Raw genomic sequence first — 24,816 nt, 5'->3', positions numbered from 1 at the left:
CCCCGCAACGGGGCCACGCGTTTGAACTTCCCCCGTGTCGCCATCCTCTCATCTGCTGTCCGGTTCGGCAGAGGCGCCCGCGCGCGCAAACGGTTAAACTGCCGCCGATTTTTCCCAGTTTCCGGAGCCCCTCCATGTCGCGCGTCACCCTCAGCCGCTACCTGATCGAACAGACCCGCAGTCACAACACCCCGGCCGACCTGCGTTTCCTCATCGAGGTGGTCGCGCGCGCGTGCAAGGAAATCAGCCATGCCGTGTCCAAGGGCGCCCTTGGCGGCGTGCTCGGCAGCATGGGCACCGAGAACGTCCAGGGCGAGGTGCAGAAGAAGCTCGACGTGATCTCCAACGAGATCCTGCTGGAGGCCAACGAGTGGGGCGGCCACCTGGCCGGCATGGCTTCCGAAGAGATGGACAACGCCTACCAGATCCCCGGCAAGTACCCGAAAGGCGCCTACCTGCTGGTGTTCGACCCGCTGGACGGCTCCAGCAACATCGACGTCAACGTCTCGGTCGGCACCATCTTCTCCGTGCTGCGTTGCCCGGATCAGTACCTGAGCCAGAACGATACTCTGGACGAGAAGGCCTTCCTGCAGCCGGGCACCCAGCAGGTCTGTGCCGGCTACGCCATCTACGGCCCGCAGACCATGCTGATGCTGACCCTAGGCGACGGCGTCATGGGCTTCACCCTGGACCGCGAGATGGGCAGCTTCGTGCTCACCCACGACAATATCCGCGTGCCGGAAAGCACCGCCGAGTTCGCCATCAACATGTCCAACCAGCGCCACTGGGAAGCCCCGGTGCAGGGCTATGTCTCCGAGCTGCTGGCCGGCAAGGAAGGCCCGCTGGGCAAGAACTACAACATGCGCTGGATCGCCTCCATGGTGGCCGACGTGCATCGCATCCTCACCCGTGGCGGCCTGTTCATGTACCCGCGCGATGCCCGCGAGCCGGAAAAGCCGGGCAAGCTGCGCCTGATGTACGAGGCCAACCCGATGTCGATGCTGATCGAGCAGGCCGGTGGTGCCGCCACCAACGGCACCCAGCGCATTCTCGACATCCAGCCGGAGTCCCTGCACCAGCGCGTGGCGGTATTCCTCGGTTCGAAGGAAGAAGTCGAGCGCGTCACCGGTTATCACAAGGCCTGAATCATGAGTGCCTGGCAGCCGCTGCTGGACTGGTGGTTCGGTGATGCCGAAGCCTCCGCCAGTGCCGTGGCTGCCAACCGCCAGGGGCTGTGGTTCGGCTACCGCGCCGAGCAGGACGACCAGGCGCGCCGTCTGTTCGGCGAGCCCTGCGCCGCCGCCCTCGCCGGTGGCCTGCAGGAGTGGACCGAACAGCCGCAGGGCTGGCTGGCGCTGATCCTGCTGCTGGACCAGCTGCCGCGCATGATCCACCGCGGTACCCCGCAAGCCTTCTCCGGCGATGCCCGCGCGCAGGCGCTGGTTCGCCAGGGCCTGGAGTCTGGGGTGGATGCCCAGCTGCCGGCGATCTGCCGGGTATTTCCCTATCTGGTGCTGGAGCACGCCGAAGACCTCGCCCAGCAGGACGAGGCGATCGCGCGTTTCGCCGCCTTGCGCGAGCAGGTTGCCGCCGACCAGCGCGCGCCGTTCGATGGCTATCTCGATTACGCCGAGCGCCACCGCCAGGTGATTCGTCGCTTCGGCCGCTTCCCGCATCGCAACGCAAGCCTCGGCCGTTCTTCCACCGCCGAGGAGCTGGCGTTTCTCGCGCAACCGGGTTCGCGTTTCTAGCAGGCGCCGACGAGGCCGGCGAACTGTGCGCGAGTTCGAGGGTCGGAGAGGCGCAATCGGGCGCGTCCTGTGCCAAGCTCTCTCGCAGTTTTCCTTCCTCTGGAGTTCCCCATGTCGCTGCGCAACCTCGCCATCCTCGCCGCCTGTGTCCTGCTCGCCGCCTGCAGCAAGATCAACCAGGACAACTACTCCAAGCTCAAGGCCGGCATGCCCAAGGCCGAGGTGGAGAGCCTGCTCGGCAGTCCCACCGAATGTTCCGGCGCCATCGGCCTGACCAGCTGCACCTGGGGCGACGAGAAGACCTTCATCAGCGTCCAGTTCGCCGGCGACAAGGTGATGATGTTCTCCGGCCAGGGCCTCAAGTAACGCCTGATCGAGATAACTCGCTCCTTCGGCCTGGCTCGCGGTCGAACAGCGCACAGGCCCGAAGGAGACTCCGCCATGCGCCCCATCCTGCTTTCCCTGCTGTGGCTCACCCTGATCGGCTGCGCCGGCTCCGGCGAACAGGACGATCCGCCGCAGACTGCCGGCCAGGTCGACCTGCAGCGCTACCAGGGCACCTGGTACGAACTGGCGCGCCTGCCGATGTTCTTCCAGCGTCACTGCGTCGCCTCCGAGGCCCATTACCGCCTGCAGGACGACGGTCGCGTGGCGGTGACCAACCGTTGTCGCAGCGAGGATGGCGAGTGGCAGGAGGCAAATGGTGAGGCCGAGCTGCAGCAGGCGGGGCACACCGACAAGCTGTGGGTGCGCTTCGACAACTGGTTCAGCAAGCTCTTCCCCGGCCTGAGCAAGGGCGACTACTGGGTGCTCTATCTCGAACAGGACTACAGCGTCGCGCTGGTCGGCCATCCGAATCGCGAGTACCTGTGGCTGCTGTCGCGCACGCCGCAAGTCAGTAACGAGGTGCGCGAACGCCTGCTGGCCGAGGCCCGCGCCCGCGGCTACGACACCGGCGAGCTGATCTGGCGCGCCGACTAGCGCTTCTTGCTGCGCAGCTTCACCGTGATCCGGGTATCGCCGCTGCCGTGCTCGAACAGGCACTGCGAGGGCGTCGGCTTGCCCTTGAGCAGCGTCGGATTGGTCGAGAAGCCCACCGGCTCGCGCGGTATCCCGCGCGGGCTGAGGGCCAGCGCGCCGTCGCCGTCCAGGTCCTGGAACAGCTGCACGGCGTAGCGTCCCGGCGGCAGGTCGCGCAGGCGCAGTTCGCCGTCATCGCTCTGGATCTGGCGCAGGATGGAGCCGTTCCAATCGGGCTGATCGGCGGAGAGCAGGGCCAGATGCACGGGGGCATTGGCCTGTTTGCCCTCGACCCTGACCAGAATGTCCCCGGCGACCGTCTGTGAACTGACGAACAGCAGCGCCAGCAGGCATGGCCAGGTTACGGTTTGAAGAAATCGCTGTGGCATAATCCGGCCATTCTGCAGGGAATAGGCAAGGGATGCGTCAGGTTTTAGTGGTCCATTTTTCACAAACCGGCCAGTTGGGGCGTCTGACCCAGTCGGTATGCGCGCCGCTGGAGAAAGCCGACGGCGTTCAGGTCGACCATCTGGCACTGCAGCCGGCCCAGCCTTTTCCCTTCCCCTGGCCGTTCCTCGGCTTCTTCCGCATCTTCCCCGAAACCGTGCTGATGCGCCCGCAGCCGCTGCTGCCGCTGCAGGTGGATGCCGGCAAGCGCTACGACCTTGTGATTCTCGCCTACCAGGTGTGGTTCCTCTCACCGTCGCTGCCGCTGACCAGTTTCCTCGCCTCGCCCGAGGCGGCCAGGCTGCTCAAGGACACCCCGGTGGTGACCCTGATCGGCTGCCGCAACATGTGGTTGATGGCCCAGGAGAAGGTCAAGGCCAAGCTGAGCGAGCTGGGCGCGCGGCTGGTCGACAATATCGCCCTGACCGACGCCTGCGGCACCGCCGCCAGCTTCCTGGCCACCCCGCTGTGGATGTTCACTGGCCGGCAGAAACCCTATTCCTGGGTGCCGCGTGCCGGCATCGAGGAGGGCGAGATCGTCGCCGCCAGCCGCTTCGGCGAGGCCATGGTGCAGCGCCTGACCCGCGACACCCAGCCCATCACCGAACCCATGCTCAAGGGCCTCGGCGCCGTGCGTATCGACGAGAAGCTGATCGGCAGCGAGAAGGTCGGCAACCGCAGCTTCCAGCTGTGGAGCCGCCTGCTCTCCGCCCTCGGCCCGCAGCAGAGCCGTCGCCGCGGCGCCGGCCTGGTGGTCTATATCGTCTTCCTGCTGTGCCTGATCGTTACCGTGGTGCCGCTCGGTGCCCTGCTCAAGAAATTGCTGGCTCCGCTGTCCAGGGAACGGACGTTGCGTGAAAAGGCCTACTTCGCCGGCCCGTCCGGCGAGTGAAGAGACCCGAGGAATTCAACGTGGCCAATCCCGTCTTCATCAACCGCATCAGCGCCTACCTGCCGTTCGACCCGGTCGACAACGAGCAGATGGAGGAGCGTCTCGGCCTGGTCGGCGGCCAGCCGTCGCGGGCGCGGCGCCTGGTGCTCAAGCGCAATGGCATCCAGAGCCGCCACTACGTGATCGACCCGGCCAGCGGCCAGGCGGCCATGAGCAACGCGCAGATCAGCGCGGCGGCCATTCGCAACCTGCAGGCCCCGGGCTTCGATCTGAATGAGCTGGATTGCCTGGTGGCCAGCACCTCGTCGCCGGACCAGACCATGCCCGGCCACGCGGTGATGGTGCACGGCGAGCTGGGCAGCCCGCCCGGCGAGGTGGTGACCACTGCCGGCATCTGCCTGTGCGGCATGACCGCGCTGAAGTACGCCTGGCTCAGCGTCGCCAGCGGCGAGAGCCGCAATGCGGTGGCCTGCGGCTCGGAAGTGGCCTCCACGCTGATGCAGGCGCGCAACTTCGACGCGGAGTACGAGCGCCGCGCCGCCGAGCTGGAGACCCATCCGGAGATCGCCTTCGAGAAGGACTTCCTGCGCTGGATGCTCTCCGACGGTGCCGGCGCCGTGTGGCTGCAGGGCCAGCCCAACGCCCGCGGCCTGAGCCTGCGCATCGACTGGATCGACATCCTCTCCTTTGCCGACCAGATGCCGCCGTGCATGTACGCCGGGGCGGAAATGACGGACGGCGGCCTGGCCGGCTGGAGCCGCTTCGACGCCGACGAGCGCAACCGTCGCTCGGTGATGGCGATCAAGCAGGACGTCAAGCTGCTCAACGACAACATCGTCAAGTACACGGTGGTCGAGACGCTCAAGCGCATCCTGCACAAGCGCGACCTGCGCGTGGCGGACATCGACCACTTCCTGCCGCACTATTCCTCCGAGTTCTTCCGCGAGCCGCTGGCGGTGGGACTGGCCGAGGCCGATCTGCCGATTCCCATGGAGCGCTGGTTCACCAACCTGACCAGCAAGGGCAACACCGGCGCCGCCTCGATCTTCATCATCCTCGAGGAGCTGTTCAACGGCGGTCGCCTGCGCAGTGGCGAGCGCCTGCTCTGCTACGTGCCCGAAAGCGGGCGTTTCTCCAGCGCGTTCATGCATCTGACGGTGGTTGGCCAATGAAGCTTGACGAGGTTCCCCAGGATCACAGCTCCACCTACGGCGGCCACAGCAAGCTGGTCTACGCCGTGGATGCCGAGGGCCACTACCAGCGCGCGCAGAGCGACGGCTGGGACACCGAGGCCTACGCCACCCAGCTGGCCGTTGCCGAGCTGGAGGCCCAGGAAGCCGAGGCCGAGGCGGCCTGGCAACGTGGCGAGCTGTCGCCGCTGAAATGCCTGATGTACCGCTACCGCCTGGACGAGCCGGCGCTGGCGCAGATCACCGGGCTGTTCCAGTGGCGCATCCGCCGGCATTTCCGTCCGGCCATCTACCGGCGCCTGAGCGCGTCTATCCTCGCCCGTTACGCCGAAGCCTTCGGCCTGCCGGTGGAACAACTGATCGGCTACCAGAAGGCCTCGGCATGAGCAGCTTCGAACCGCATTTCCAGCACCGTCAGAGCGCCCACTGCGAGAGCGGGGTGATGGCCAGCCTGCTGAGCCACGCCGGCCTGCCGATGAGCGAGCCGATGGCCTTCGGCCTGGCCTCGGGCCTGGCCTTCGCCTACCTGCCGATCGTCAAGCTCAGCGGCATGCCGCTGATTGCCTATCGCATGCCGCCGAAGCACCTGATCAAGACCCTGAGCAAGCGCCTCGGCGCGCGCCTCAACAGCCGCACCTTCGGCAACCCCGAGCAGGGCCGCCGCGAGCTGGATGCGCTGCTCGACCAGGGCCGCCTGGCCGGCCTGCAGAGCTCGGTGTTCTGGCTGCCGTACTTCCCGCCGGAGATGCGCTTCCACTTCAACGCGCACAACCTGCTGGCCTACGGCCGCGATGGCGATGAGTACCTGATCAGCGACCCGGTGTTCGAGGAGCCGGTGCGCTGCGCCAGCGCCGACCTGCAGAAGGCGCGCTTCGCCAAGGGTGCGCTGGCGGCCAAGGGCCTGATGTACTGGCTGGATGATGTACCGCAGCAGCAGGACTGGGAAAAACTGATCCGCCAGGCCGTGCTCGGCACCACGCGCATCCTCGACGGCATGCCGCTGCCGTGGATCGGCATCCGCGGCATCCAGCACCTGGCCAAGCAGGTCGAGCAACTCGATCCGGCGCAGACCAAATACAACCGCCTGTACCTGACCCATATCGTGCGCATGCAGGAAGAGATCGGCACCGGCGGCGCCGGCTTCCGCTTCATGTACGCCAGCTTCCTGCAGGAGGCCGGCGAGAAGATCGGTGCGGCCGAGCTGGGCGAGGCCTCGGCACGCCTGACCGCCATCGGCGACGACTGGCGCCAGTTCGCCTCGGCCTGCGTGCGCGCCAGCCGCAGCAAGGGCGAGGCGCCGGACTTCCGCCCCATCGCCGAGATGCTGCGTGGCATCGCCGGCCAGGAGCGGGCGCTGATGAAGGAACTGGGCGCCTGGAGCAAGCGCAAGGGCTGAGACTTACGCACCCGGTAGGAGCGAGCTCTGCTCGCGAATCACTCCGTGCGGGGCAGGTTCGCGAGCAAAGCTTGCTCCTACAGACTCAGTCGTAGCCCGGATGCAATCCGGGAAACCTGGTGCGGCCTGACCCCGGATTGCATCCTGGCTACCTGCTGGGCGCCTGGAGCAAGCGCAGGGCCTGATCCGCTCGGGGTGAACCGCTTACGTAGGGTGGATCGCGCTCCATCGATCCACCGAGCTGGGCAATGGTGGATGAACAGAGCGTCATCCACCCTACGCGCTGAGGCTGCAGCCGCTCCTACAGATTCAGCTGACGAACCTCGATCGCCGCCGTCAGCGCGGCGAAGCCCGCCGCCACTGCGGCCGGTGCGCCGCGTTCCAGCAGCACCGCCTGCACGCGGAAATCTCCCAGGTCTTCCACCACTACCAGCAGCGCCTGGCTGACCAGGCCATCGGCCAGGTCCAGCGCGGCCAATCGCTGCAGCTGTGGCCACACCCGTGGCCCTGCACCAACAAACAGGTTCGGCCCTTCCAGCCCCAATTGCTGGGCGACATGGAAGCCGGCCGCATTGCTCACGCTGTTGACGAACTCGAAGGGCTTGGGCTGGCGCTGCTGCACGCACACGGCGTCGAGCAGCGCGCCCATGGTCGGCCGCGCCGGGTGGCGCGAGGCCAGGTACAGGCCGCAGTCGCTGCGCACCTGCTCCTTGAGCAGGGCGGCGCCGAGCAGGGCCTGGAAGATCAGGCGGTCGATGCGCCGTGGCGGGCTGGCCAGGTACTGGCTCAGCGCGGCCTTCAGCGCCTTGTCGTCGAGCGCGGCGCTGCCGTGGATTTCGCTGGCGGCAATAACCTTCATGGCTGTTCTCCCGCAGCGCAGCCCTGCAGTACCAGGCTGGCGTTATTGCCCCCGAAGCCGAAGAAGTTGGCCAGCAGCAGGGCGTCGGGCGCAATTGCCGTCGGTTCGCTGGGCAATGGCAGCAGCGCCGCGTCGGCATAGTCCAGCGCCGGCAGCGCGCCCTGGCGCAGGGCGGCGAGCAGAACCAGGGTTTCGCTCAGGCCGCAGGCGCCGAGGGTATGGCCGAGCCAGGGCTTGAGCACGGCCAGCGGCGGCATCTCCTTGGGGTAGAGCAGGCGCATGCCGGCGCTCTCGGCCAGGTCGTTGGCGCCGGTGGCGGTGCCGTGCAGCTTGGCCAGGCCGATCTGCCCAGCCGTCACTCCGGCGGTGTTCAGCGCGCGTTGCATCACCCAGTCGATATGGCTGCCGTCCTCGCGGGTGGTGGTCAGGCTGCTGGTATCGCAGGCGCTGAAACCGCCGAGCAGCCTGGCCAGCGGTGCCGGGCCCGGTTCCAGGCCGAGCAGGGCGGTGCAGTAGCACTCGCCGAGCACCAGGCCGTCGCGTTCGGGATGGAAGGGCCGGTAGGCGCCGCTGGGGCTGGTCAGGTCGAGGGCGCCGAAGCCCTGCTGGGCGATGGCGCTGGGCGTCTCGAAGGCCAGCACCAGTACCTGCTTGTATTCGCCGCTGGCGAGCAGGCGCGCGCCATACAGCAGGCCATTGGCGGCGCTGGTGCAGGCGGTGTTGAGGGTGAAGGCATCGGCGAAGCCGTGGCGCTGGCGCAGCCGCTCGGCCATCAGGTCCAGTGGCGTGGAATGCTCGAAGCGGAAGCCTCCGTCGGCTACCACTTGGGTTTCCAGCTCGGTGATATCCAGCGCGGTGCTGGCGACGATCAGCAGGCAGTCGCCGGCCGCTGCGCCGCCCAGGGTTTCGCCGAGCAGGCGATCCAGGCGCGCGTCCAATACCTCGTCACCGGCGACGGCGAAGTAGGGGCGCGGCTGCTGCAGTTCATGCAGTTGGAAGGGCGTCGGATGCGGCCGATGGTCGGCCAGCAGGTTGCTCGCCGCATCGCTCAGGTCGGCGCCCAGGGCGCTGTACAGGGCGCCGCGCTGCAGGTAGGCCGGGGTCATTTCTGGCTGCGGATAAAGGCGGCGATATCGGCGATGCTGGCGAGGATCTTGCGCCCGTCCTTGGCACCCTCGATGCGCACACCGTAGTGCTGCTGCAGGGCCAGCGACACCTGCAGGGCGTCCAGGCTGTCCATCTGCACGCGGCTCTTGGCGCCGAACAGCGGCTCATCGTCGGCGATGCTCTGCCAGTCGATGTCGTCTTCCTTGTCGCACTCACGAATCAGCAGTTGCTTGAGTTGTTGTTCTAGTCGTTCGTCCATTGCGTTTGCTGCGCTCGTCTGCGGAACAGAAGCCAGCCACCGCCGCCCAGCAGGGCAGCCATCAGCAGCAGGCGGAAACAGTAGGGGGCGATGTCGGCGAGTGAGCCCTGGCCCACCAGCAGGGTGAGGAAGGCGTCCAGCGCCCAGCTCATCGGCGAGACTTCCGCCAGCTGGCCCATGGCCGCCGGCATCACGCTCTTCGGCACCATGATGCCGCCCAGTGCGGCGAGGATGATATTGATCCCGCCGCCGAGCAACAACGCCTGCTCGGCGCTGCGCGCCAGCGCCGCCAGCAGCAGGCCGAGGCCGCAGGTGGCCAGGCTCAGGCTGATGGCGAGTAGCACATAGCCCGCCGGGCTGCCCGGCAGGCTCAGGCCCTGCAGGCCGAGCAGCGGCAGGCCGTGCACGCCGATGCTCAGCAGCAGGGCGAACTGCACCAAGTTGATGGCGAAGTAGGGCAGCAGCTTGCTCAGGGCCAGGGTGGCCAGACTCAGGTCGAGGGCGCGGAAGCGTAAGAGCGCGCCGCTCTGCTGTTCGCGCTGGAAGCCACCGGCCATCGGCAGGGCGACGAAGAACATGCCGAAGATCAGCCAGGCCGGCACGCTCAGCTGGCTGGCGTTGGCCCGGCCGCTGAGGTCACCGCTGGCCAGCAGTTCGTGTTCCTCGATCTGGCTCTGCGTGCGTTGCTGCACCAGGGCCAGGCGCTCGGCCAGCGGCAGGCTGGCATCCACGTCGCCATTGTCTTCGAGGAAGGCGAGCAGGCGGGTCTGCGCCAGGGCGATGCGCACGGCGCCGCGCAGGTGCTGGCGCGACAGCTTGTCCAGTTGCGGCGGGAAGCCCAGGGCCAGGCCCTGGCGCTCATCGTCCAGCAGGCTCTCGCTGAAGTCGGCGGGCAGGCTGATCCTGGCGCTGCGCGCATCGCCCTGCGCCAGCAGTTCGCTGCCCGGCAGCTGGGCCTGCAGGGCAGCGCGGAACACCTGCTCGTAGCTGCCGTTGGGCTCTGCCTGCAATACCAGGCGCAGTGCCGGCGGCTTGTCCTGTAGGTAGTTGGACATGGCGCCGGCCATCAGCACCAGGAACAGCGTCGGCATGATGAACAGCACGGCCAGCGCGTGTGGGTCGCGCAGCATCAGCAGGAATTCCTTGCGCACCAGGGCCCGCAGTCTCATAGCCGGCCTCCGTTGAGGCGCAGGTAGAGCTGCTCCAGCGAAGGCCGGCCGAAGCGCAGCAGGTGCGGCAGTTCGGGGCGCTCGGCGAGGAAGCGGGTGATCTCCAGCAGTTGCGGGCCATCCAGCGCGGCGATGCGCAGGCCGCCCGGCAGCGTCTCTGCGCTCAGGTGCAGCTTGCCCAGCAGCTCGCGCAGGCCGGCGGGTTCCTCGCCCTGCCATTCCAGCAATAGGCCGTGGCTGTCGCCGAGCAGCTGTCGACTGTCCAGGTCCAGGCGCACGCGGCCCTCGTGCAGCAGGACGATGCGTTGGGCCACGCGCTCGATTTCGTCGAGGTAGTGGCTGGTGTAGATCACCCCGTGGCCTTCACTGGTGAGGCGCTCGACGGCGCCCAGCAGCAGCTGGCGACTGGCGGCGTCGACGCCGACTGTGGCCTCGTCGAACAGATACAGGCGCGCCGGTTGCAGCAGGCCGATGGCGAAGTTCAGCCGCCGTTGTTCGCCACCGGACAGGCGCGCGGCACGACGCTGCAGCTTGCTTTCCAGGGCGGTGCTGGTGATGCACAGCTCCAGGCGACGGGCGCGCTCGGCGCCGCGCAGGCGGTAGAGGTCGGCGAACAATTCGAGGTTCTCGCGCACCTTGAGCTCGGCATAGAAGGCCAGCTGCTGCGGCACCAGGCCGAGGCTGCGCTCGCCGTCCCAGCGGATCGTGCCCTGCTGCAGCGGCAGCACGCCGGCCAGCAGGGAGAGCAGGGTGGTCTTGCCGGCACCGTTGCTGCCTAGCAGGCCCAGGCACTGGCCGGCCTGCAGCTGCAGGTCGATGTCCTGCAGGGCCGGAGTAGCGGCGCCGGGGTAGCGGTGGCTGAGGTTGCTCAGTTCAAGCACGGACCAGTACCAGCAGGAGCTTGCCGTCCAGCAGCAGGCGCTGCTCGGCATGGATGCTGAAGGTGTAGAGGGCGCCGGCCGGGCTCAGTGCCTCCTGGGTGGCGGCGACATGCAGCGCGCCCTCGCGGTGTTGCGGCTCGAAGTGCAGCTGCAACTGGGACAGCTTGCCCACCAGAGCCATGTCGATGGCGCTATCCTCGCCATATAGGGCACCATGCGCGGCGCACAGCTGGGCGGCGGCCTCGAACAGCAGGCAGGGCGAGGCGTCGTGGCCCAGGGCGTCCAGGTGATGCCAGGCGGACAGCCCCTCGATGCGGCCGGCGTCGTGGCCGAGCAGGGCATCCAGCCACAGGGCTTGGCCCTGGTGCGGCAGCAGGCTGTGCAGTTGGGTGCGGTCCATTGCGTACGCCGGAACTGAAGAGGCCGGCAGTGTATCAGAGGCCCGAACGGGGCTGGCGAAGCGGCAGACGGAGGAGAAAGGGATGGCGTGGCTGCAGGTGGCGGGGTTTGCGCTGGGCTCACTGGTGTTGCTGGGCATCTCCTGGCGCGCGCTGAAGAACACCCGTTCCCACGGCTTCTACCGCTTCCTCGCCTGGGAGGCGATGCTCGGCCTGCTGGTGCTCAACGCGCCGGTGTGGTTCGAGGATCGCTACGCCCTGCACCAGAAGGTGTCCTGGGTGCTGCTGTTCGCCTCGCTGAGCGTGCTGTTCTGCGGCATCTACCAGCTGCGCCGTGACGGCAAGCCCAGCGAGCAACGCCAGGACGATGAGCTGTACGCCTTCGAGCGCACCTCGCAGCTGGTCACTGGCGGCATCTATCGTTTTATCCGCCACCCGCTGTTCTGCTCGTTGCTGCTGCTGACCTGGGGGATTGCCTGGAAGGATCTGCACCCCGTGACGCTGGTCCTGGCCGCAGTGGCCAGCGTGCTGCTGTACCTGGCGGCACGGCGTGACGAGGCGGAGTGCCTGGCCTACTTCGGCGAGGACTACCGTGCCTACATGGGCCGCAGCCGGATGTTTATTCCCTACTTGTTCTAACTGGCGTAGCGCGGGTTTCACCCGCCCTACGACTACTCCCAGTTCAGCCGCGCCAGCTTCCACTCGCCGTCCTCCAGCCACCATTCCAGCTTGACGCTGTAGTGCCGGGCGCTGTCCGGGATCAGCCCCTCGGCGCCGGTCATGGCCACCTCGGCGCGGGTGTGGCCCTTCTCGCTGTAGGTCGGGTCGACTTCGCTGCTGGTGCCGATGGCGATCACCCGCACCTGCTTGTGGCGCAGGAACAGCAGGGCCATGGTGCGCCGCGCCCACTCGCGGTCGTATTGCTGCTGGGCGCTGAACTGCGGGTGCAACTGGTCCAGCACCTCATCGTTGCGCTTGGCCTCGATATTGTCCTGCAACTGCTGGACGGCAGCCTCCAGCGCGGCCTGAGGATCGCTTGGCGTGCAGCCGGCGAGCAGCGTGCAGATCAGTAGAAAAGCCAGAGCAAATCGCTGGGTAGGCATGTTCAACTCCCGATTCATGGTTATGATGCCCGGCACGGCTGACCGTCGGCAGACGGTCCAAGGACCTTACGCACAGACTCGGGAGTGCGCCATGCAGACTTTGTATCCGGAGATCAAACCCTACGCCCGCCATGAGCTGGCGGTGGAGGAACCGCACGTTCTCTACGTGGACGAGAGCGGCTCTCCGGACGGCCTGCCGGTGGTGTTCGTCCACGGCGGCCCGGGCGCCGGCTGTGACGCCGCCAGCCGCCGCTACTTCGATCCCAACCTGTACCGCATCGTCACCTTCGATCAGCGCGGCTGCGGTCGCTCCACGCCCCACGCCAGCCTCGAGGGCAACGACACCTGGAGCCTGGTGGCGGATATGGAGCGCATTCGCGAGCACCTGGGCATCGACAAGTGGGTGCTGTTCGGCGGTTCCTGGGGTTCGACCCTATCGCTGGCCTATGCCCAGACCCATCCCGATCGCGTACATGCGCTGATACTGCGCGGCATCTTCCTTTGCCGCCCGCAGGAGTTCGACTGGTTCTACCAGGAGGGCGCCAGCCGCCTGTTCCCCGACTACTGGGAAGACTACCTGGCGCCGATCCCGGCCGAGGAGCGCGGCGACCTGATGCAGGCCTTCTACAAGCGCCTCACCGGCCCGGACCAGATCGCCCAGATGCATGCGGCCAAAGCCTGGTCGTGCTGGGAAGGCCGCACCGCCACCCTGCGTCCCAACCCGCAGGTGGTCGATCGCTTCACCGAGCCGCATCGCGCCCTGTCGATCGCCCGCATCGAGTGCCACTACTTCGTCAACAAGGCCTTCCTCGAGGAGGACCAGCTACTGCGCGACATGCCGAAGATCGCCCACCTGCCAGGCGTGATCGTGCATGGCCGCTATGACGTGATCTGCCCTCTGGACAACGCCTGGGCGTTGCACCAGGCCTGGCCGAACAGCGAGCTGCAGATCATCCGCGATGCCGGTCACGCCGCCGCCGAACCGGGCATCACCGATGCGCTGGTGCGCGCCGCCGACCAGATGGCCCGGCGCCTGCTCGACCTGCCGCTGGAAGACGCGTGAAGCTATTGATCCAGCGGGTGCGTGGCGCCCGCGTCGAAGTCGATGGAGAGATAGTCGGCGCCATCGACCAGGGCCTCCTGGCGCTGGTCGGCATCGAGCCGCAGGACAATCCCGCCAGCATCGCCAAGGGCCTGCAGCGCATGCTGGCCTACCGGGTGTTCAGCGATGCCGAGGGCAAAATGAACCTGTCGCTGAGGGACGTGAATGGCGGCCTGCTGCTGGTCTCGCAGTTCACCCTGGCCGCCGACACCAGGAGCGGCCTGCGTCCGAGCTTTTCCACCGCCGCGCCGCCGGCCCAGGGCCTGGCCATGTTCGAACAGTTGGTGGCGCTGGCCCGCGAGCAGCACCCACAGGTGGCCACCGGTAGATTCGGCGCCGACATGCAGGTGCATCTGGTCAACGACGGGCCGGTGACCTTCCTGCTGGAGGTCTGAGCTCGCCAGCGGCAGGCGATCCACGGCCGAACCGGCCGATTTCCCCCGCGTCCGCGCTTCTGGGCTCCAGCTCATTCTCTGCCAGCCAGTCCAGCGCCAGCTCGTGCAGGCGCTCGGCCTCGTAGAGCCGCCAGTCCTTGTGTGCGTCGGGGAACTGGTTGAGCGCGTTGTGGAAGCTGCGCTGCGGCTTGCGGCTGGCCAGGGCGGCTTCCAGGGCGGTGTAGGCGTCCGGCTGGGAGACTTCCGGCAGGAAGTCCTGCATCAGTGCCAGGCGCTCGCCGGGGGAGAGGCTATCCAAGGCCAGGAAGCGCTCCGGCTCCTCTTCCAGCAGGCGTTCGATATCGGGGTCTTCGCCGGGTGGCGGGATGTCCAGCAGCCTGCCGCTGAGCAGGTCGAGGCGGTGGTCGGCATCCTGGTCGGCGAGAGCCGCGGCCAGGGCATCCAGGTCGATCGTCAGGGGGCGCATGGCGGTCGCTCCTTTACGCAGGGAGCTTCAGCCTATGCCGTTGGTGGTTTCAGAACAACCTTGCCAGCAGCGCTGTCACCGCCGTTTCCACCCGCAAAATGCGCTCGCCCAGCTGCACCGGCTGCAGGCCGGCCTCTTGCAACTTGTCCACCTCGTAGGGGATCCAGCCGCCTTCCGGACCGATGGCCAGGGTCACCGCTTCGCTGACCGCGCGTGGGCAGGCCGGGAAATCACCGGGGTGGCCGACCAGGCCCAGGGTGCCGGCGGCGATCTGCGGCAGGCGGTCTTCGACGAAGGGCTTGAAGCGCTTCTCGATGATCACCTCGGGCAGCACGGTGTCGCGGGCCTGCTCCAGGCCGAGGATCAGTTGCTCGCGGATGGCCTCGGGTTCGAGGAAGGGGGTCTGCCAGAAGCTCTTCTCCACCCGGTAGCTGTTGAGCAGCACCAGGCGCGGCACGCCCATGGCGGCCACCGTCTGCAGCACGCGCTTTAGCATCTTCGGCCGGGGCAGGGCCAGCAGCAGGGTCAGCGGCAGCTTGGCCGGCGGCGGCTGGTCCAGCTCCACCTGCAGCTCGGCGTGTTGCTCGTCCAGGGCCAGCAGGGTGCCGCGGCCCATGGCACCACCGAGGCGGCCGACACGCAGCTGGTCGCCGGCCTCGGCGCGGTGTACCTCGTGCAGGTGCTTGAGGCGCCGGCCTTCGAGCACGGCGCGATCGGCCGCGACGAAGTCGGCGTCTTCCAGTAGCAGCAGGTTCATTGCAGTGGTGCGGGCGGCTGGTCGTCGGACTCGACTTCGTCGTGGTCGCTGCGCTTGCGCACCAGGCCGCCGAAGAACAGGCCGACCTCGAACAGCAGCCACATGGGCACGGCCAGCAGGGTCTGCGAGAAGATGTCCGGCGGAGTGAGGATCATGCCGACCACGAAGCAGCCGACGATCACGTAGGGTCGGCTCTTCTTCAGCGTCTCGATGTCGATGATGCCGACCCACAGCACCAGGAAGGTCGCCACCGGGATCTCGAAGGCCACGCCGAAGGCGAAGAACAGGGTCAGGACGAAGTCCAGGTATTCGTTGATGTCGGTCATCATCGCCACTCCTTCCGGGGTCACGCTGGCGAAGAAGTGGAACATCAGCGGGAACACCAGGAAGTAGGCGAAGGCCATGCCGCCGTAGAACAGGAAGATGCTGGAGACCAGCAGCGGCATGGCGATGCGCTTCTCGTGCTTGTACAGCCCCGGCGCGATGAAGCCCCACACCTGGTGCAGGATGATCGGGATGGCGAGGAACAGCGCGCACCACGCGGTCAGCTTGAACGGCGTGAGGAAGGGCGAGGCGACGCCGGTGGCGATCATCGTCGCGCCTTCCGGCAGGTAAGCGCGCAGCGGCGCCGAGACGATGGTGTAGATGTCCTGGGCGAAGTAGAACAGCCCGGCGAACACGATGAAGATGACGATCACGCAGCGCAGCAGGCGTGAGCGCAGCTCGGTGAGGTGCGCGACCAGGGGCATCTCGCTGTTCTGTTCGGTCATGGCTGGCGCGGCGGCTCCGGATTGGCTGGGGAAGGGGCCGGGGGAGTGGCGGGTGCGCTGGTCGTCGGGGTGACGGGCGCCTCAGGCTCGGGCTGCGGCTCTTGCGCGGCGACGACGGGCGGCGCCGGTGGCTGGATAGACTGCTTGAGCTCGCGCTCCATCTGCAGGATCTGCTCGTTGTGCAGCTGCCGACGAATTTCGTCGGCACCCATCTCGCGTTCCACTTCCGCCTTGATCGCACCGAAGCTGCGCTTCAGCCTGCCGATCCACAGACCGGCGGTGCGTGCGGCGCCGGGCAGGCGCTCGGGGCCGAAGACGATCAGCGCCACCAGCCCGACCAGCAGCAGCTCGGAGAAGCCGATATCGAACACGCGTCAGTCCTTACGCGCCGGCTCTTCGACCTTCTGCGCCTGGGCGTCGATGGTCTGCGGCTTGTGCAGCTGCTCGCTCGCCGCGGGGGCCGGCTCGGTGGGCTTGTCTTCCTCGGTGTTCATCGCCTTGCGGAAGCCCTTGATGGTCTCGCCCAGGTCGGAGCCGAGGTTCTTCAGGCGCTTGGTGCCGAACACCAGCACCACCACGATCAGAATGACTACCCAGTGTTTCCAGTCGAAAATGCCCATGCATCAGTCCTCGAAAATGATCAGTCGGAAGTAGTGGGGCGCGCCGCTTTCTCGTCGTGCCCGGAAAGTCCGAAACGCCGATCCAGCTCGTCCAGCACGGCCTGCGGATGCTGGCCGAGGGCGGCGAGCATGACCAGGCTGTGGAACCAGAGGTCCGCGGTTTCGTAGATCAGGTCGCTGCAATCGCCGTTGATGGCCGCGTCCTTGGCCGCAAGAATGGTCTCGACCGACTCTTCGCCGACCTTCTCCAGAATCTTGTTCAGGCCCTTGTGATACAGGCTGGCCACGTAGGAGCTGTCCGGCGCCGCGCCTTTGCGCGCCTCCAGCACCTCGGCCAGGCGGGTGAGGGTGTCACTCATGCTTGTGTCCCTGGTAGATGGCATGCGGGTCTTTCAGTACCGGATCGACGCTGTGCCACGCACCATCTTCCCAGACCCGGTAAAAGCAACTTTCACGCCCGGTGTGACAGGCGATGCCGCCGATCTGCTCGACCAGCAGGATGATCACGTCGGCGTCGCAGTCCAGCCGCAGCTCGTGGAGCTTCTGCACATGGCCGGAGTCTTCGCCCTTGCGCCACAGCTTGCCACGCGAACGTGACCAGTAGATGGCGCGCTGTTCGGCGGCGGTGAGGGTCAGGGCCTCGCGGTTCATCCAGGCCATCATCAGCACGCGGCCGGTCTTGTGGTCCTGGGCGATGGCCGGGACCAGGCCATCCTCGTTCCAGCGAATTTCGTCGAGCCAGTCGGTCATTTCTCAATCCACCCGTTGCCGGGCACTTCGGTGGCGCGGGCGTCGCGCCGGTGGTGCACCCTGTTGGTGCCTGAAAGAGCCAGTGTGCCAGCCGGGCGCGATACTGGCTATCGGCGCAGGATCAGCGCCAGCCCGGCCGCCAGGCTGAGCCAGGCGGCCCAAGCCGTCGGCGCCAGCGCCAGGCCCTGGCTGACGCCGCCGGCCACCAGGGCGGCGCCGAGCAGACGCAGCGGCCACTGGTCGCGCTGCTCGCGCCACGGCGGTGGTGGGTCGCTGGCGTGCGGCTGGCTCATGCGCTCGAGCATGTCGCGGGCCATGTGGGCGAAGTGCGGCACCTGTTCGGCCTGACTCTGCAGGTTGTGCAGCAGGTTGCGCGGGCTGACGCGCTCGCGCATCCAGCGTTCGAGGAACGGCTGGGCGGTGCTCCACAGGTCCAGGTCCGGGTACAGCTGGCGGCCGAGGCCCTCGATGTTGAGCAGGGTCTTCTGCAGCAGCACCAGCTGCGGCTGCACTTCCATGTTGAAGCGCCGTGCGGTCTGGAACAGGCGCAGCAGCAGCTGGCCGAAGGAGATGTCCTTCAGCGGCTTCTCGAAGATCGGCTCGCACACGGTGCGGATGGCCGCCTCGAAGTCGTTGACCCGGGTTTCCGCCGGTACCCAGCCGGAGTCGATATGCAGCTGCGCGACCTTGCGGTAATCGCGCTTGAAGAAGGCGATCAGGTTGCGCGCCAGGTAGTCCTGGTCCTCGGGGGTGAGGCTACCGACGATGCCGCAGTCGATGGCGATGTACTGCGGGCTCCACGGCGTGCGGGTGGCGACGAAGATGTTGCCGGGGTGCATGTCGGCATGGAAGAAGCTGTCGCGGAACACCTGGGTGAAGAAGATCTCTACACCGCGTTCGGCCAGCAGTTTCATGTTGGTGCGCTGGTCGGCCAGGGTCGCCAGGTCGGTCACCGGCACGCCGTAGATGCGCTCCATGACCAGCACCTTGGGCCGGCACCAGTCCCAGTGCACCTGGGGCACGTAGAGCAGCGGCGAGTCCTGGAAATTGCGCCGCAGCTGGCTGGCGTTGGCCGCCTCGCGCAGCAGATCGAGCTCGTCGTAGATGGTCTTCTCGTAGTCCGACACCACCTCCACCGGGCGCAGGCGGCGGGCATCGGCCGAGGCCTTCTCGGCGATGCGTGCGGCGAGGAACAGCCAGGCCAGATCGGAACGGATGATCGGCCGCAGGTTGGGGCGGATCACCTTGACCACTACTTCCTCGCCGCTCTTCAGCTGCGCGGCGTGGACCTGGGCGATGGAGGCCGAGGCCAGCGGGGCCACGTCGAAGCGGGCGAACACTTCGCCGACCGTGGCGCCGAGCTGCTGCTCGATGCGTTCCACGGCGTGCTCCGGGTCGAACGGCGGTACCTGATCCTGCAGGCGTGCCAGCTCGTCGGCCACGTCCGGTGGCAGCAGGTCGCGGCGGGTGGAGAGCAACTGGCCGAACTTGATGAAGATCGGGCCGAGGTCTTCCAGCGCCAGGCGCAGGGCCTCGCCGCGGCTCAGCTCGAGCTTGCGCCGGGGTAGCCAGCGCCAGGGCAGGGCGAAGCGCAGGGCGCGCATCCAGGTGGGCAGCGGCAGGTTGAGCAGCAGGTCGTCCAGGCGGTAGCGGATGACCACGCGCAGGATGCGCAGCAGGCGGCGGGTGGCGAGCAGCTTCATGCGTCGGGTTTCATTCTTCTGGCGAGGCGCTCGAGGCGGGCGTCGAGGCGGTCGAGGGCGAGCTTGAGGTCGTCCAGTTCGGTAAAGCGGGCCTGGGCTTCGCGCTCGCCGACCAGGCTGCGCGACTCCTCGGCCAGGTAGTCGGCGAGGGTCTGGCGCAGGCTGTCGAGGCTGTCGCCGGCCCAGTTGATGCGGCTGCGCAGGTGACCGGCGAGCAGCGTGCTGCCGACCGGGCCGAGCCATCGCGACAGCTCGTATTCCCAGTCCAGCTCCAGGTCCTGGAGGATGCCGGCCAGTTCCAGCAGCACGGCGCTGTCACCACTCAGGGTGACGTCGGGGCGGTGCAGGATGGCGGTCTTGTCCTTGGCCAGGGCCAGGCGCAACAGGCTGCTGGCCGGGGCGCTGAGGGTGCAGTCGGCGTCGCCCCACTGGCTGGCCAGTTGCAGGCCGTCCTCGCTGGGCAGGATGAACAGCTTGAGCGCCGGGCTCTGGCAGTCGACTTCGATCACCGTACCTTCCAGCCGGGCCAGGCGCGGCAGCGCGGTGCTGTCCATCTGCAGCACGCGGTTGAGGCCGAGCTCGACGCCGGCGAGCAGCGCCTGGGTGAGCATCAGGGTTTGATACCGCGGTGCAGAGCGACGATGCCGCCGGTCATGTTGTGGTAGGTGACGCGCTCGAAGCCGGCCTCGACCATCATGGCCTTGAGGGTTTCCTGATCCGGGTGCATGCGGATCGATTCGGCCAGGTAGCGGTAGCTGTCGGAGTCGTTGGTGATCAGCTTGCCGGCCAGCGGCATGAAGCTGAACGAGTAGGTGTCGTAGACCTTGGCCAGCAGCGGGTTGCCGGGTTTGGAGAACTCCAGCACCAGCAGGCGGCCACCGGGCTTGAGCACACGCAGCATGGAGCGCAGGGCGTCTTCCTTGTGGGTGACATTGCGCAGGCCGAAGGCGATGGTGACCACGTCGAAATGGTTGTCCGGGAACGGCAGCTTCTCGGCATCGGCCTGGACGAATACCACGTTGCCGGCCACGCCCTTGTCCAGCAGGCGATCCCGACCGACCTTGAGCATCGAGTCGTTGATGTCGGCCAGCACCACTTCGCCGGTCGGGCCGACCAGGCTTGCGAACTTGCGGGTGAGGTCGCCGGTGCCGCCGGCGATATCCAGCACCCGGTTGCCCGGGCGCACGCCGGACAGCTCGATGGTGAAGCGCTTCCACAGGCGGTGCAGGCCGCCGGAGAGCACGTCGTTCATCAGGTCGTACTTGGCCGCCACCGAGTGGAAGACTTCCGCCACCTTCTCCGCCTTCTGGCTTTCCGGCACATCCTGGAAACCGAAGTGGGTGGTCTGTTCCTGCTCTGGGGCTTTGCGCGGGTCGTTCATGTCGCCGTCACCTGAATCGAAGTGGCGGCCATTCTAAACCCGTGGCCGGCCTTTGTCTTGGCGCCGGGCGGAGCTGATATAGTCGCGTGACATAAGGTCGCAGCAGGAGTCGCGCATGTCCCGCATCACCGTCGAACGCACCCATTCCCTCGGCCTGGCCGTTGCCCGCGAGAAGGCCGAGGCGCTGGCCCAGCGCCTGGCCAGCGAGTACGACGTGAAGTACCGCTGGAGCGGCGACACCCTGGAGTTCAAGCGCAGCGGCGCCGACGGCACCATCGCGGTGGGCGATTCCAGCGTGCGGGTGGAGCTCAAGCTGGGTCTGCTGCTGTCCGCCCTGGGTGGCACCATCAGGCGCGAGATCGAGGAGACCCTCGACAAGCATCTGCAGGCCTGACGGTCCCTAGTATGTGATTTCTAATTTTCTTCACTACCTTGCGCTCAAGTCCTGGCAAAGGACGAACAGTCCATCACTTTGAGCGAGAGGTGCACCATGGTCACTAAAGTTGCCGCCAAGAAGAAAGTCGCAGTCGAGAAAGTCGAAGACAAACTCACCGTTCTGACCGACGTCAAAGCCTATGCCCGCAAGGTCTGGCTGGCTGGCCTGGGTGCCTACGCCAAGGCCGGTGCCGAAGGCGTCGACTACTTCAAGGAGCTGGTCAAGGCCGGCGAAGGCGTCGAGAAGCAGGGCAAGAAACTGGTGAACGAGCAGGTCGATGCCGCCAACAGCCAGATCGAGTCCCAGCTCAAGAGCGTCAAGAACAGCGTCTCCGAAGTCAAAGGTAAGGTCGAAGTGCAATTCGACAAGATCGAAAAGGCCTTCGACAATCGTGTAGCCAGCGCTCTGAACCGTCTGGGTATTCCCTCCAAGCAGGATGTTGAGGCACTCTCTGCTAAGCTGGACGAGTTGAATGCTTTGCTTGAGCGAGTGGCGCGTACCCAATAAGGAGAGCAGGATGGCTGTTAAGAAACCTACCGCTGCAAAACCGGCGGCTAAACCGGCAGTGAAAAAACCGGCTGCCAAAAAGGAAAGCAACTCCTGGATCGGCGAGATCGAGAAGTACTCGCGCCAGATCTGGCTGGCCGGCCTCGGTGCCTATTCCAAGATCAGCAACGACGGCAACAAGCTGTTCGATGGCCTGGTCAAGGACGGCGAGAAGGCCGAGAAGAAAGCCAAGACCGAAGTCGACAAGCAACTGGATGTGGTCAAGTCCAGCGTCGGCAGCACCGTCGGTTCGGCCAAGTCGAAAGTCGACGAAGTCAAAGGCAAGGCCATCGGCAAATGGAGCGAGCTGGAAGAGGCTTTCGACAAGCGTCTTAACAGCGCCATCTCCCGTCTGGGCGTACCGAGCCGCAACGAAGTGAAGTCGCTGCAGACCAAGGTCGACAGCCTGACCAAGCAGATCGAAAAGCTCACCGGTGTATCGGTGAAGTCGGTCAAGCCGGTCGCCAAGGCTGCTGCCAAGCCGGCAGCCAAACCTGCTGCTAAGCCAGCCGCCAAGGCCGCCGCTAAACCGGCCGCCAAGCCAGCTGCCAAAGCTGCCGCCAAGCCGGCTGCGAAGCCTGCGGCCAAGGCTGCTGCCAAACCAGCCGCCAAGCCTGCGGCGAAACCGGCTGCAGCCAAGCCCGCTGCAAAACCGGCCGCCAAGCCGGCTGCCGCGAAGAAGCCGGCGGTGAAGAAAGCCGCCGCGCCGAAGCCGGCCGCCAAACCGGTCGCTGCCAAGCCTGCCGCTCCGGCGCCGGCTCCGGCTGCCACCCCGGCTCCGGCCGCTGCACCGGCAACGCCCGCCACTCCGTCCTGATCCCCTCAGGATGTACAAACGCCCGGCCCAGTGCCGGGCGTTTGCATTTCAGGGGCAGAGAAAACGCTGAGGGGGTTCAGGCTTCCAGATAGCGATGGGCGATGCGTTCGGCGGCGTGGCGCGATTCATCGGTGAGATGCGGGGCGACCAGCATCATGATCTGGAACACCACCAGGCGCACTTCGCCGCTGGCGCCGAGGATGCGTTGGTAGTCGAGGGAGAACAGCAAGGTCAGGGTGATCTGCTCCACCAGCTGGCCGAGCGCCTCCGTATCGCTGCGCAGCTGGCCCAGGGCCTTGAGGCGCGCCAGCAGGCTGGCCAGGGTGCGCTTGAGCAGGTTCAGCCACTGGCGGACGCCACGGGCCAGCTTGGGCAGGCGGCCGGAGAGGTTGGACAGGTCCTGGAACAGGAAGCGGTACGAGGCCAGGCGCTCGACGATCAGGTGCAGGAACAGCCAGTAGTCCTCGGCGCCCAGCTCGGCTTCGGCGGGCGGGTCGAGCAACGGCGCCAGTTCTGCCTGGAAGCGCTCGAACAGCTCCATCACCAGCGGCTCCTTGCCATGGAAGTGGTAATAGAGATTGCCCGGGCTGATGCCTATCTCGGTGGCGATTTCGAGGGTGGAGACGTTGGGTTCGCCCTGGTCGTTGAACAGCTGCAGGGCGGTTTCGAGGATGCGGTCGCGGGTCTTCATTCCATGATCTTGTAGGGCCGCTGGAGCTTCGACGATAACCGGCCGGGCTTGCGCCCGGCCAGTGTTTTTCGCCGCGTCTCAGCGCACGTGGACATAGGTTCCGGGGGCTGCTTCCATCGCCGGGTATTTATTGCTGCCGACGCGGAACACCGTTTCGCGTTGCTCCCCCGAGCGCTGCTGGATCCACTCCAGCCATTGCGGCCACCAGCTGCCCTCGTGCTTCTGCGCGTCGTAGTACCAGGCGCGCGGATCGCTGGTCAGCTTGCCGTTCTCGAAGTAGGTGGCCTTGGGGTTGCTCGGCGGATTGAGGATGCTCTGGATGTGGCCGCTGTTGGACAGGATGAAGCGGCGATTGCCGCCGAGCAGCAGCGCCGAGCGGTACACCGTGTCCCAGGGGGTGATGTGGTCGTTGATGCCGGCGACGCTGAAGCTGTCCAGGTTGACTTTGGACAGGTCGATCGGCGTGCCGCACACCTCCAGGCCGCCGATGCGGGTCAGCGGGTTGTGCTTGAACAGGTCGAGCAGGTCGCCGTGTAGGGCGGCCGGCAGGCGGGTGTTGTCGTTGTTCCAGTAGAGGATGTCGAACGCCGGCGGCTCCTTGCCCATCAGGTAGTTGTTGACCCAGTAATTCCAGATCAGGTCGTTGGGGCGCATCCAGGCGAATACCCGGGACATGTCGCGGCCATCGAGCACGCCGCTCTGGTAGGAGCGACGCTTGGCCGACTCCAGGGTTTGCTCGTCGGCGAACAGCATCGCCGGGCTCTCCACCTGACTGTCCAGCAGGCTGACCATGTAGGTGGCGCAGCCGATTTTGCGCAGCTGGCGCTTGGCCTGCAGGTGGCCCTGCAGAGCGGCGATGGTCAGGCCACCGGCGCAGGCGCCCATCAGGTTGACCTCCTTACTGCCGCTGATGGCGCGGCACACGTCGGTGGCGTCCTCCACGGCCTGCACGTAGCTGGACAGGCCCCACTCGCGATGACGAGCGTCCGGGTTGCGCCAGCTGATCATGAACACCTGCAGGCCGTTCTTCAGGCAGTACTGGACGAAGCTCTTCTCCGGGCTGAGGTCGAAGATGTAGAACTTGTTGATCTGCGGCGGTACTACCAGCAGCGGGCGCTCGTACTGCTTTTCGCTCATCGGCTTGTAGTGGATCAGCTCGAACATCTCGCTGCGGAACACCACCGAGCCGGGGGTGATGGCCAGATTGCGACCGACCTCGAAGGCGCGCTTGTTGACCTGCTGCGGCATGCCGTTGTTGTGCAGCAAGTCGTCGAACAGCTGACGTGCGCCGCGCAGCACGCTGGTGCCGCCGCTGTTGAACAGCTCCTTTATCGCCAGCGGGTTGAGCAGGGTGTTGGACGGCGCCAGGGCGTCGTTGAGCAGGGCGAACAGGAAGTGCGCGCGGGTGCGGTCGTCCGGCGACAGGTCGCTCTCGTCGATCCACGCCTTGAGCTGCCTCTGCCACGCCAGGTAGGCCTGCAGGCTGCGTCGATAGAAGGGGTTGAGGTGCCAGGTGGGGTCGGCGAAGCGGCTGTCCTGCGGGTTGGGCTGGAAGGGCGTATCACCGAGCATCACCCGGCCCAACTGTTTGCCGAACGACAGCAAGTGTCGCGTGCTGTGCATCGGCTGGCGCAGGCCCTGGAAGGCCAGGGTGCGCAGGGTGGAAAACAGATCGCGGCCGCGTACGCCGACCATCGCGCTCTGCGCGTTCATGAAGTGTGCGGGTACCGGCATGGATCCCGGTGCAGTCTTGTCTCGCATGGGGCAGGCTCCGTCGTCGAACTGTCACATCCAGTGACAGCAAGGCTTGTACCAAAGCGCGCCGGAGGGCATTCCAGACTGCCGCGCGAAAAAAACTTCCTTGTCCGGCCAGCGTCGCCCTGGGGCGAGCCTGCCGGAGTAGCACTACA

Annotated in this window: 34 protein-coding genes; 14 read left to right on the top strand and 20 right to left on the bottom strand. The window is 66.7% G+C overall.

All coding sequences use genetic code 11. The features are described from left to right. Window positions 1-134 precede the first annotated feature (134 nt). The 4 genes from FFS62_RS14375 to FFS62_RS14360 all read left to right on the top strand — a co-directional run bounded on the left by FFS62_RS14375 (window position 135) and on the right by FFS62_RS14360 (window position 2,732). Window positions 135-1,145, top strand: coding sequence for a class 1 fructose-bisphosphatase (locus FFS62_RS14375; RefSeq protein WP_137973521.1), 1,011 nt, complete (start codon window positions 135-137; stop codon window positions 1,143-1,145). A gap of 3 nt (window positions 1,146-1,148) precedes the next feature. Then, window positions 1,149-1,751, top strand: coding sequence for a DUF924 family protein (locus FFS62_RS14370; protein WP_137973520.1), 603 nt, complete (start codon window positions 1,149-1,151; stop codon window positions 1,749-1,751). Window positions 1,752-1,862: 111 nt separating this feature from the next. Beyond that, window positions 1,863-2,117, top strand: a complete 255-nt coding sequence (locus FFS62_RS14365; protein WP_137973519.1) for an outer membrane protein assembly factor BamE — start codon at window positions 1,863-1,865, stop codon at window positions 2,115-2,117. A 75-nt stretch (window positions 2,118-2,192) separates the two neighbouring features. Beyond that, entirely contained in the window at window positions 2,193-2,732 is a 540-nt protein-coding gene (locus tag FFS62_RS14360) for a lipocalin family protein (RefSeq protein WP_137973518.1), read from the top strand. Here the strand turns inward: FFS62_RS14360 and FFS62_RS14355 are convergent. After that, window positions 2,729-3,160: a DUF2141 domain-containing protein gene (locus FFS62_RS14355; RefSeq protein WP_137973517.1), complete on the bottom strand. Its 432-nt coding sequence runs from the start codon at window positions 3,158-3,160 to the stop codon at window positions 2,729-2,731. The two genes, FFS62_RS14360 and FFS62_RS14355, sit on opposite strands and share 4 nt — an antisense overlap. A 32-nt stretch (window positions 3,161-3,192) precedes the next feature. Between FFS62_RS14355 and FFS62_RS14350 the strand changes: the two genes are divergently transcribed. From FFS62_RS14350 to FFS62_RS14335, 4 genes are read left to right on the top strand one after another with little or no spacing between them, the layout of a single operon-like run. After that, on the top strand, window positions 3,193-4,110 hold the full coding sequence (locus FFS62_RS14350; RefSeq protein ID WP_137973516.1) for a dialkylrecorsinol condensing enzyme: 918 nt from the start codon (window positions 3,193-3,195) through the stop codon (window positions 4,108-4,110). 20 nt (window positions 4,111-4,130) lie between these two features. After that, window positions 4,131-5,282: a beta-ketoacyl-ACP synthase III gene (locus FFS62_RS14345; protein WP_137973515.1), complete on the top strand. Its 1,152-nt coding sequence runs from the start codon at window positions 4,131-4,133 to the stop codon at window positions 5,280-5,282. Then, entirely contained in the window at window positions 5,279-5,686 is a 408-nt protein-coding gene (locus FFS62_RS14340; RefSeq protein WP_137973514.1) for a hypothetical protein, read from the top strand. The genes FFS62_RS14345 and FFS62_RS14340 overlap by 4 nt, the downstream gene beginning before the upstream one ends. Beyond that, entirely contained in the window at window positions 5,683-6,696 is a 1,014-nt protein-coding gene (locus FFS62_RS14335) for a BtrH N-terminal domain-containing protein (protein WP_137973513.1), read from the top strand. The genes FFS62_RS14340 and FFS62_RS14335 overlap by 4 nt, the downstream gene beginning before the upstream one ends. A gap of 301 nt (window positions 6,697-6,997) precedes the next feature. On the opposite strand, the gene FFS62_RS14330 is transcribed toward FFS62_RS14335, so the two are convergent. The 6 genes from FFS62_RS14330 to FFS62_RS14305 are packed head-to-tail and all read right to left on the bottom strand — an operon-like array spanning window position 6,998 to window position 11,371. Beyond that, on the bottom strand, window positions 6,998-7,555 hold the full coding sequence (locus FFS62_RS14330; protein ID WP_137973512.1) for a hypothetical protein: 558 nt from the start codon (window positions 7,553-7,555) through the stop codon (window positions 6,998-7,000). Then, window positions 7,552-8,661 carry a beta-ketoacyl synthase N-terminal-like domain-containing protein gene (locus FFS62_RS14325; protein ID WP_137973511.1) on the bottom strand — a complete coding sequence of 370 codons (1,110 nt, stop codon included), beginning with the start codon at window positions 8,659-8,661 and terminating at the stop codon, window positions 7,552-7,554. The genes FFS62_RS14330 and FFS62_RS14325 overlap by 4 nt, the downstream gene beginning before the upstream one ends. Continuing rightward, entirely contained in the window at window positions 8,658-8,921 is a 264-nt protein-coding gene (locus tag FFS62_RS14320) for an acyl carrier protein (protein ID WP_137973510.1), read from the bottom strand. The genes FFS62_RS14325 and FFS62_RS14320 overlap by 4 nt, the downstream gene beginning before the upstream one ends. Then, complete coding sequence (locus FFS62_RS14315) at window positions 8,906-10,090, bottom strand: ABC transporter permease (protein ID WP_137973509.1); 1,185 nt, start codon at window positions 10,088-10,090, stop codon at window positions 8,906-8,908. Before FFS62_RS14315 ends, FFS62_RS14320 begins: the two co-directional genes overlap by 16 nt. Next, a complete protein-coding gene (locus tag FFS62_RS14310) occupies window positions 10,087-10,971 on the bottom strand; it encodes an ABC transporter ATP-binding protein (RefSeq protein ID WP_137973508.1) in 885 nt (294 codons plus the stop codon). The genes FFS62_RS14315 and FFS62_RS14310 overlap by 4 nt, the downstream gene beginning before the upstream one ends. Continuing rightward, complete coding sequence (locus FFS62_RS14305; protein WP_137973507.1) at window positions 10,964-11,371, bottom strand: beta-hydroxyacyl-ACP dehydratase; 408 nt, start codon at window positions 11,369-11,371, stop codon at window positions 10,964-10,966. The genes FFS62_RS14310 and FFS62_RS14305 overlap by 8 nt, the downstream gene beginning before the upstream one ends. Window positions 11,372-11,453: 82 nt before the next feature. Here FFS62_RS14305 and FFS62_RS14300 point away from each other — a divergent pair, with 82 nt between their 5' ends. After that, the gene (locus FFS62_RS14300; RefSeq protein WP_137973506.1) at window positions 11,454-12,008 is read left to right on the top strand and encodes an isoprenylcysteine carboxylmethyltransferase family protein; all 555 of its coding nucleotides are present in this window, start codon (window positions 11,454-11,456) and stop codon (window positions 12,006-12,008) included. 32 nt (window positions 12,009-12,040) lie between these two features. Here the strand turns inward: FFS62_RS14300 and FFS62_RS14295 are convergent, their stop codons facing one another. After that, entirely contained in the window at window positions 12,041-12,472 is a 432-nt protein-coding gene (locus FFS62_RS14295) for a hypothetical protein (RefSeq protein WP_137973505.1), read from the bottom strand. Window positions 12,473-12,563: 91 nt separating this feature from the next. Between FFS62_RS14295 and pip the strand changes: the two genes are divergently transcribed. After that, the gene (gene pip, locus FFS62_RS14290) at window positions 12,564-13,535 is read left to right on the top strand and encodes a prolyl aminopeptidase (protein ID WP_137973504.1); all 972 of its coding nucleotides are present in this window, start codon (window positions 12,564-12,566) and stop codon (window positions 13,533-13,535) included. Next, window positions 13,532-13,969, top strand: a complete 438-nt coding sequence (gene dtd / locus FFS62_RS14285; protein ID WP_137973503.1) for a D-aminoacyl-tRNA deacylase — start codon at window positions 13,532-13,534, stop codon at window positions 13,967-13,969. The genes pip and dtd overlap by 4 nt, the downstream gene beginning before the upstream one ends. Here the strand turns inward: dtd and FFS62_RS14280 are convergent. The 10 genes from FFS62_RS14280 to ubiE form a co-directional block, all read right to left on the bottom strand. Next, window positions 13,932-14,435, bottom strand: a complete 504-nt coding sequence (locus FFS62_RS14280) for a UPF0158 family protein (RefSeq protein ID WP_137973502.1) — start codon at window positions 14,433-14,435, stop codon at window positions 13,932-13,934. The genes dtd and FFS62_RS14280 overlap by 38 nt on opposite strands. A gap of 49 nt (window positions 14,436-14,484) precedes the next feature. Then, window positions 14,485-15,192: a 16S rRNA (uracil(1498)-N(3))-methyltransferase gene (locus FFS62_RS14275; protein WP_137973501.1), complete on the bottom strand. Its 708-nt coding sequence runs from the start codon at window positions 15,190-15,192 to the stop codon at window positions 14,485-14,487. Next, window positions 15,189-15,962 carry a twin-arginine translocase subunit TatC gene (gene tatC, locus FFS62_RS14270; RefSeq protein WP_137973500.1) on the bottom strand — a complete coding sequence of 258 codons (774 nt, stop codon included), beginning with the start codon at window positions 15,960-15,962 and terminating at the stop codon, window positions 15,189-15,191. The genes FFS62_RS14275 and tatC overlap by 4 nt, the downstream gene beginning before the upstream one ends. After that, complete coding sequence (gene tatB, locus FFS62_RS14265; RefSeq protein WP_137973499.1) at window positions 15,959-16,333, bottom strand: Sec-independent protein translocase protein TatB; 375 nt, start codon at window positions 16,331-16,333, stop codon at window positions 15,959-15,961. The genes tatC and tatB overlap by 4 nt, the downstream gene beginning before the upstream one ends. A gap of 3 nt (window positions 16,334-16,336) precedes the next feature. Continuing rightward, complete coding sequence (locus FFS62_RS14260) at window positions 16,337-16,582, bottom strand: twin-arginine translocase TatA/TatE family subunit (protein ID WP_137973498.1); 246 nt, start codon at window positions 16,580-16,582, stop codon at window positions 16,337-16,339. Window positions 16,583-16,602: 20 nt separating this feature from the next. Beyond that, a complete protein-coding gene (locus tag FFS62_RS14255) occupies window positions 16,603-16,941 on the bottom strand; it encodes a phosphoribosyl-ATP diphosphatase (protein ID WP_137973497.1) in 339 nt (112 codons plus the stop codon). After that, window positions 16,934-17,332: a phosphoribosyl-AMP cyclohydrolase gene (hisI, locus tag FFS62_RS14250; protein WP_137973496.1), complete on the bottom strand. Its 399-nt coding sequence runs from the start codon at window positions 17,330-17,332 to the stop codon at window positions 16,934-16,936. Before hisI ends, FFS62_RS14255 begins: the two co-directional genes overlap by 8 nt. Window positions 17,333-17,439: 107 nt before the next feature. Then, window positions 17,440-19,035: a ubiquinone biosynthesis regulatory protein kinase UbiB gene (ubiB, locus tag FFS62_RS14245; protein ID WP_137973495.1), complete on the bottom strand. Its 1,596-nt coding sequence runs from the start codon at window positions 19,033-19,035 to the stop codon at window positions 17,440-17,442. Then, window positions 19,032-19,646: an SCP2 domain-containing protein gene (locus FFS62_RS14240; RefSeq protein ID WP_137973494.1), complete on the bottom strand. Its 615-nt coding sequence runs from the start codon at window positions 19,644-19,646 to the stop codon at window positions 19,032-19,034. Before FFS62_RS14240 ends, ubiB begins: the two co-directional genes overlap by 4 nt. Beyond that, entirely contained in the window at window positions 19,646-20,416 is a 771-nt protein-coding gene (ubiE, locus tag FFS62_RS14235) for a bifunctional demethylmenaquinone methyltransferase/2-methoxy-6-polyprenyl-1,4-benzoquinol methylase UbiE (protein ID WP_137973493.1), read from the bottom strand. The genes FFS62_RS14240 and ubiE overlap by 1 nt, the downstream gene beginning before the upstream one ends. A gap of 115 nt (window positions 20,417-20,531) precedes the next feature. Here ubiE and FFS62_RS14230 point away from each other — a divergent pair, with 115 nt between their 5' ends. The 3 genes from FFS62_RS14230 (at window position 20,532) to FFS62_RS14220 (ending at window position 22,215) form a co-directional block, all read left to right on the top strand. Beyond that, window positions 20,532-20,810 (top strand): polyhydroxyalkanoic acid system family protein, encoded by a 279-nt coding sequence (locus tag FFS62_RS14230; protein ID WP_137973492.1) that lies wholly within the window; start codon window positions 20,532-20,534, stop codon window positions 20,808-20,810. Between the two features lie 96 nt (window positions 20,811-20,906). Then, window positions 20,907-21,359, top strand: coding sequence for a phasin family protein (locus FFS62_RS14225; RefSeq protein ID WP_137973491.1), 453 nt, complete (start codon window positions 20,907-20,909; stop codon window positions 21,357-21,359). A 10-nt stretch (window positions 21,360-21,369) separates the two neighbouring features. Further along, complete coding sequence (locus FFS62_RS14220) at window positions 21,370-22,215, top strand: phasin family protein (RefSeq protein ID WP_137973490.1); 846 nt, start codon at window positions 21,370-21,372, stop codon at window positions 22,213-22,215. A gap of 76 nt (window positions 22,216-22,291) precedes the next feature. Here FFS62_RS14220 and FFS62_RS14215 read toward each other — a convergent pair whose 3' ends face one another. Both FFS62_RS14215 and phaC read right to left on the bottom strand, forming a co-directional pair. Further along, window positions 22,292-22,906: a TetR/AcrR family transcriptional regulator gene (locus FFS62_RS14215; RefSeq protein WP_137973489.1), complete on the bottom strand. Its 615-nt coding sequence runs from the start codon at window positions 22,904-22,906 to the stop codon at window positions 22,292-22,294. 78 nt (window positions 22,907-22,984) lie between these two features. Next, window positions 22,985-24,667 (bottom strand): class II poly(R)-hydroxyalkanoic acid synthase, encoded by a 1,683-nt coding sequence (phaC, locus tag FFS62_RS14210; protein WP_137973488.1) that lies wholly within the window; start codon window positions 24,665-24,667, stop codon window positions 22,985-22,987. Window positions 24,668-24,816: the final 149 nt, after the last annotated feature.

The organism is Pseudomonas sp. F(2018), assembly GCF_005508865.1.
Classification (GTDB): domain Bacteria; phylum Pseudomonadota; class Gammaproteobacteria; order Pseudomonadales; family Pseudomonadaceae; genus Aquipseudomonas.
Note: the sequence above shows the minus strand (reverse complement) of the source record. Positions and strands in the feature narration are given on the sequence as shown.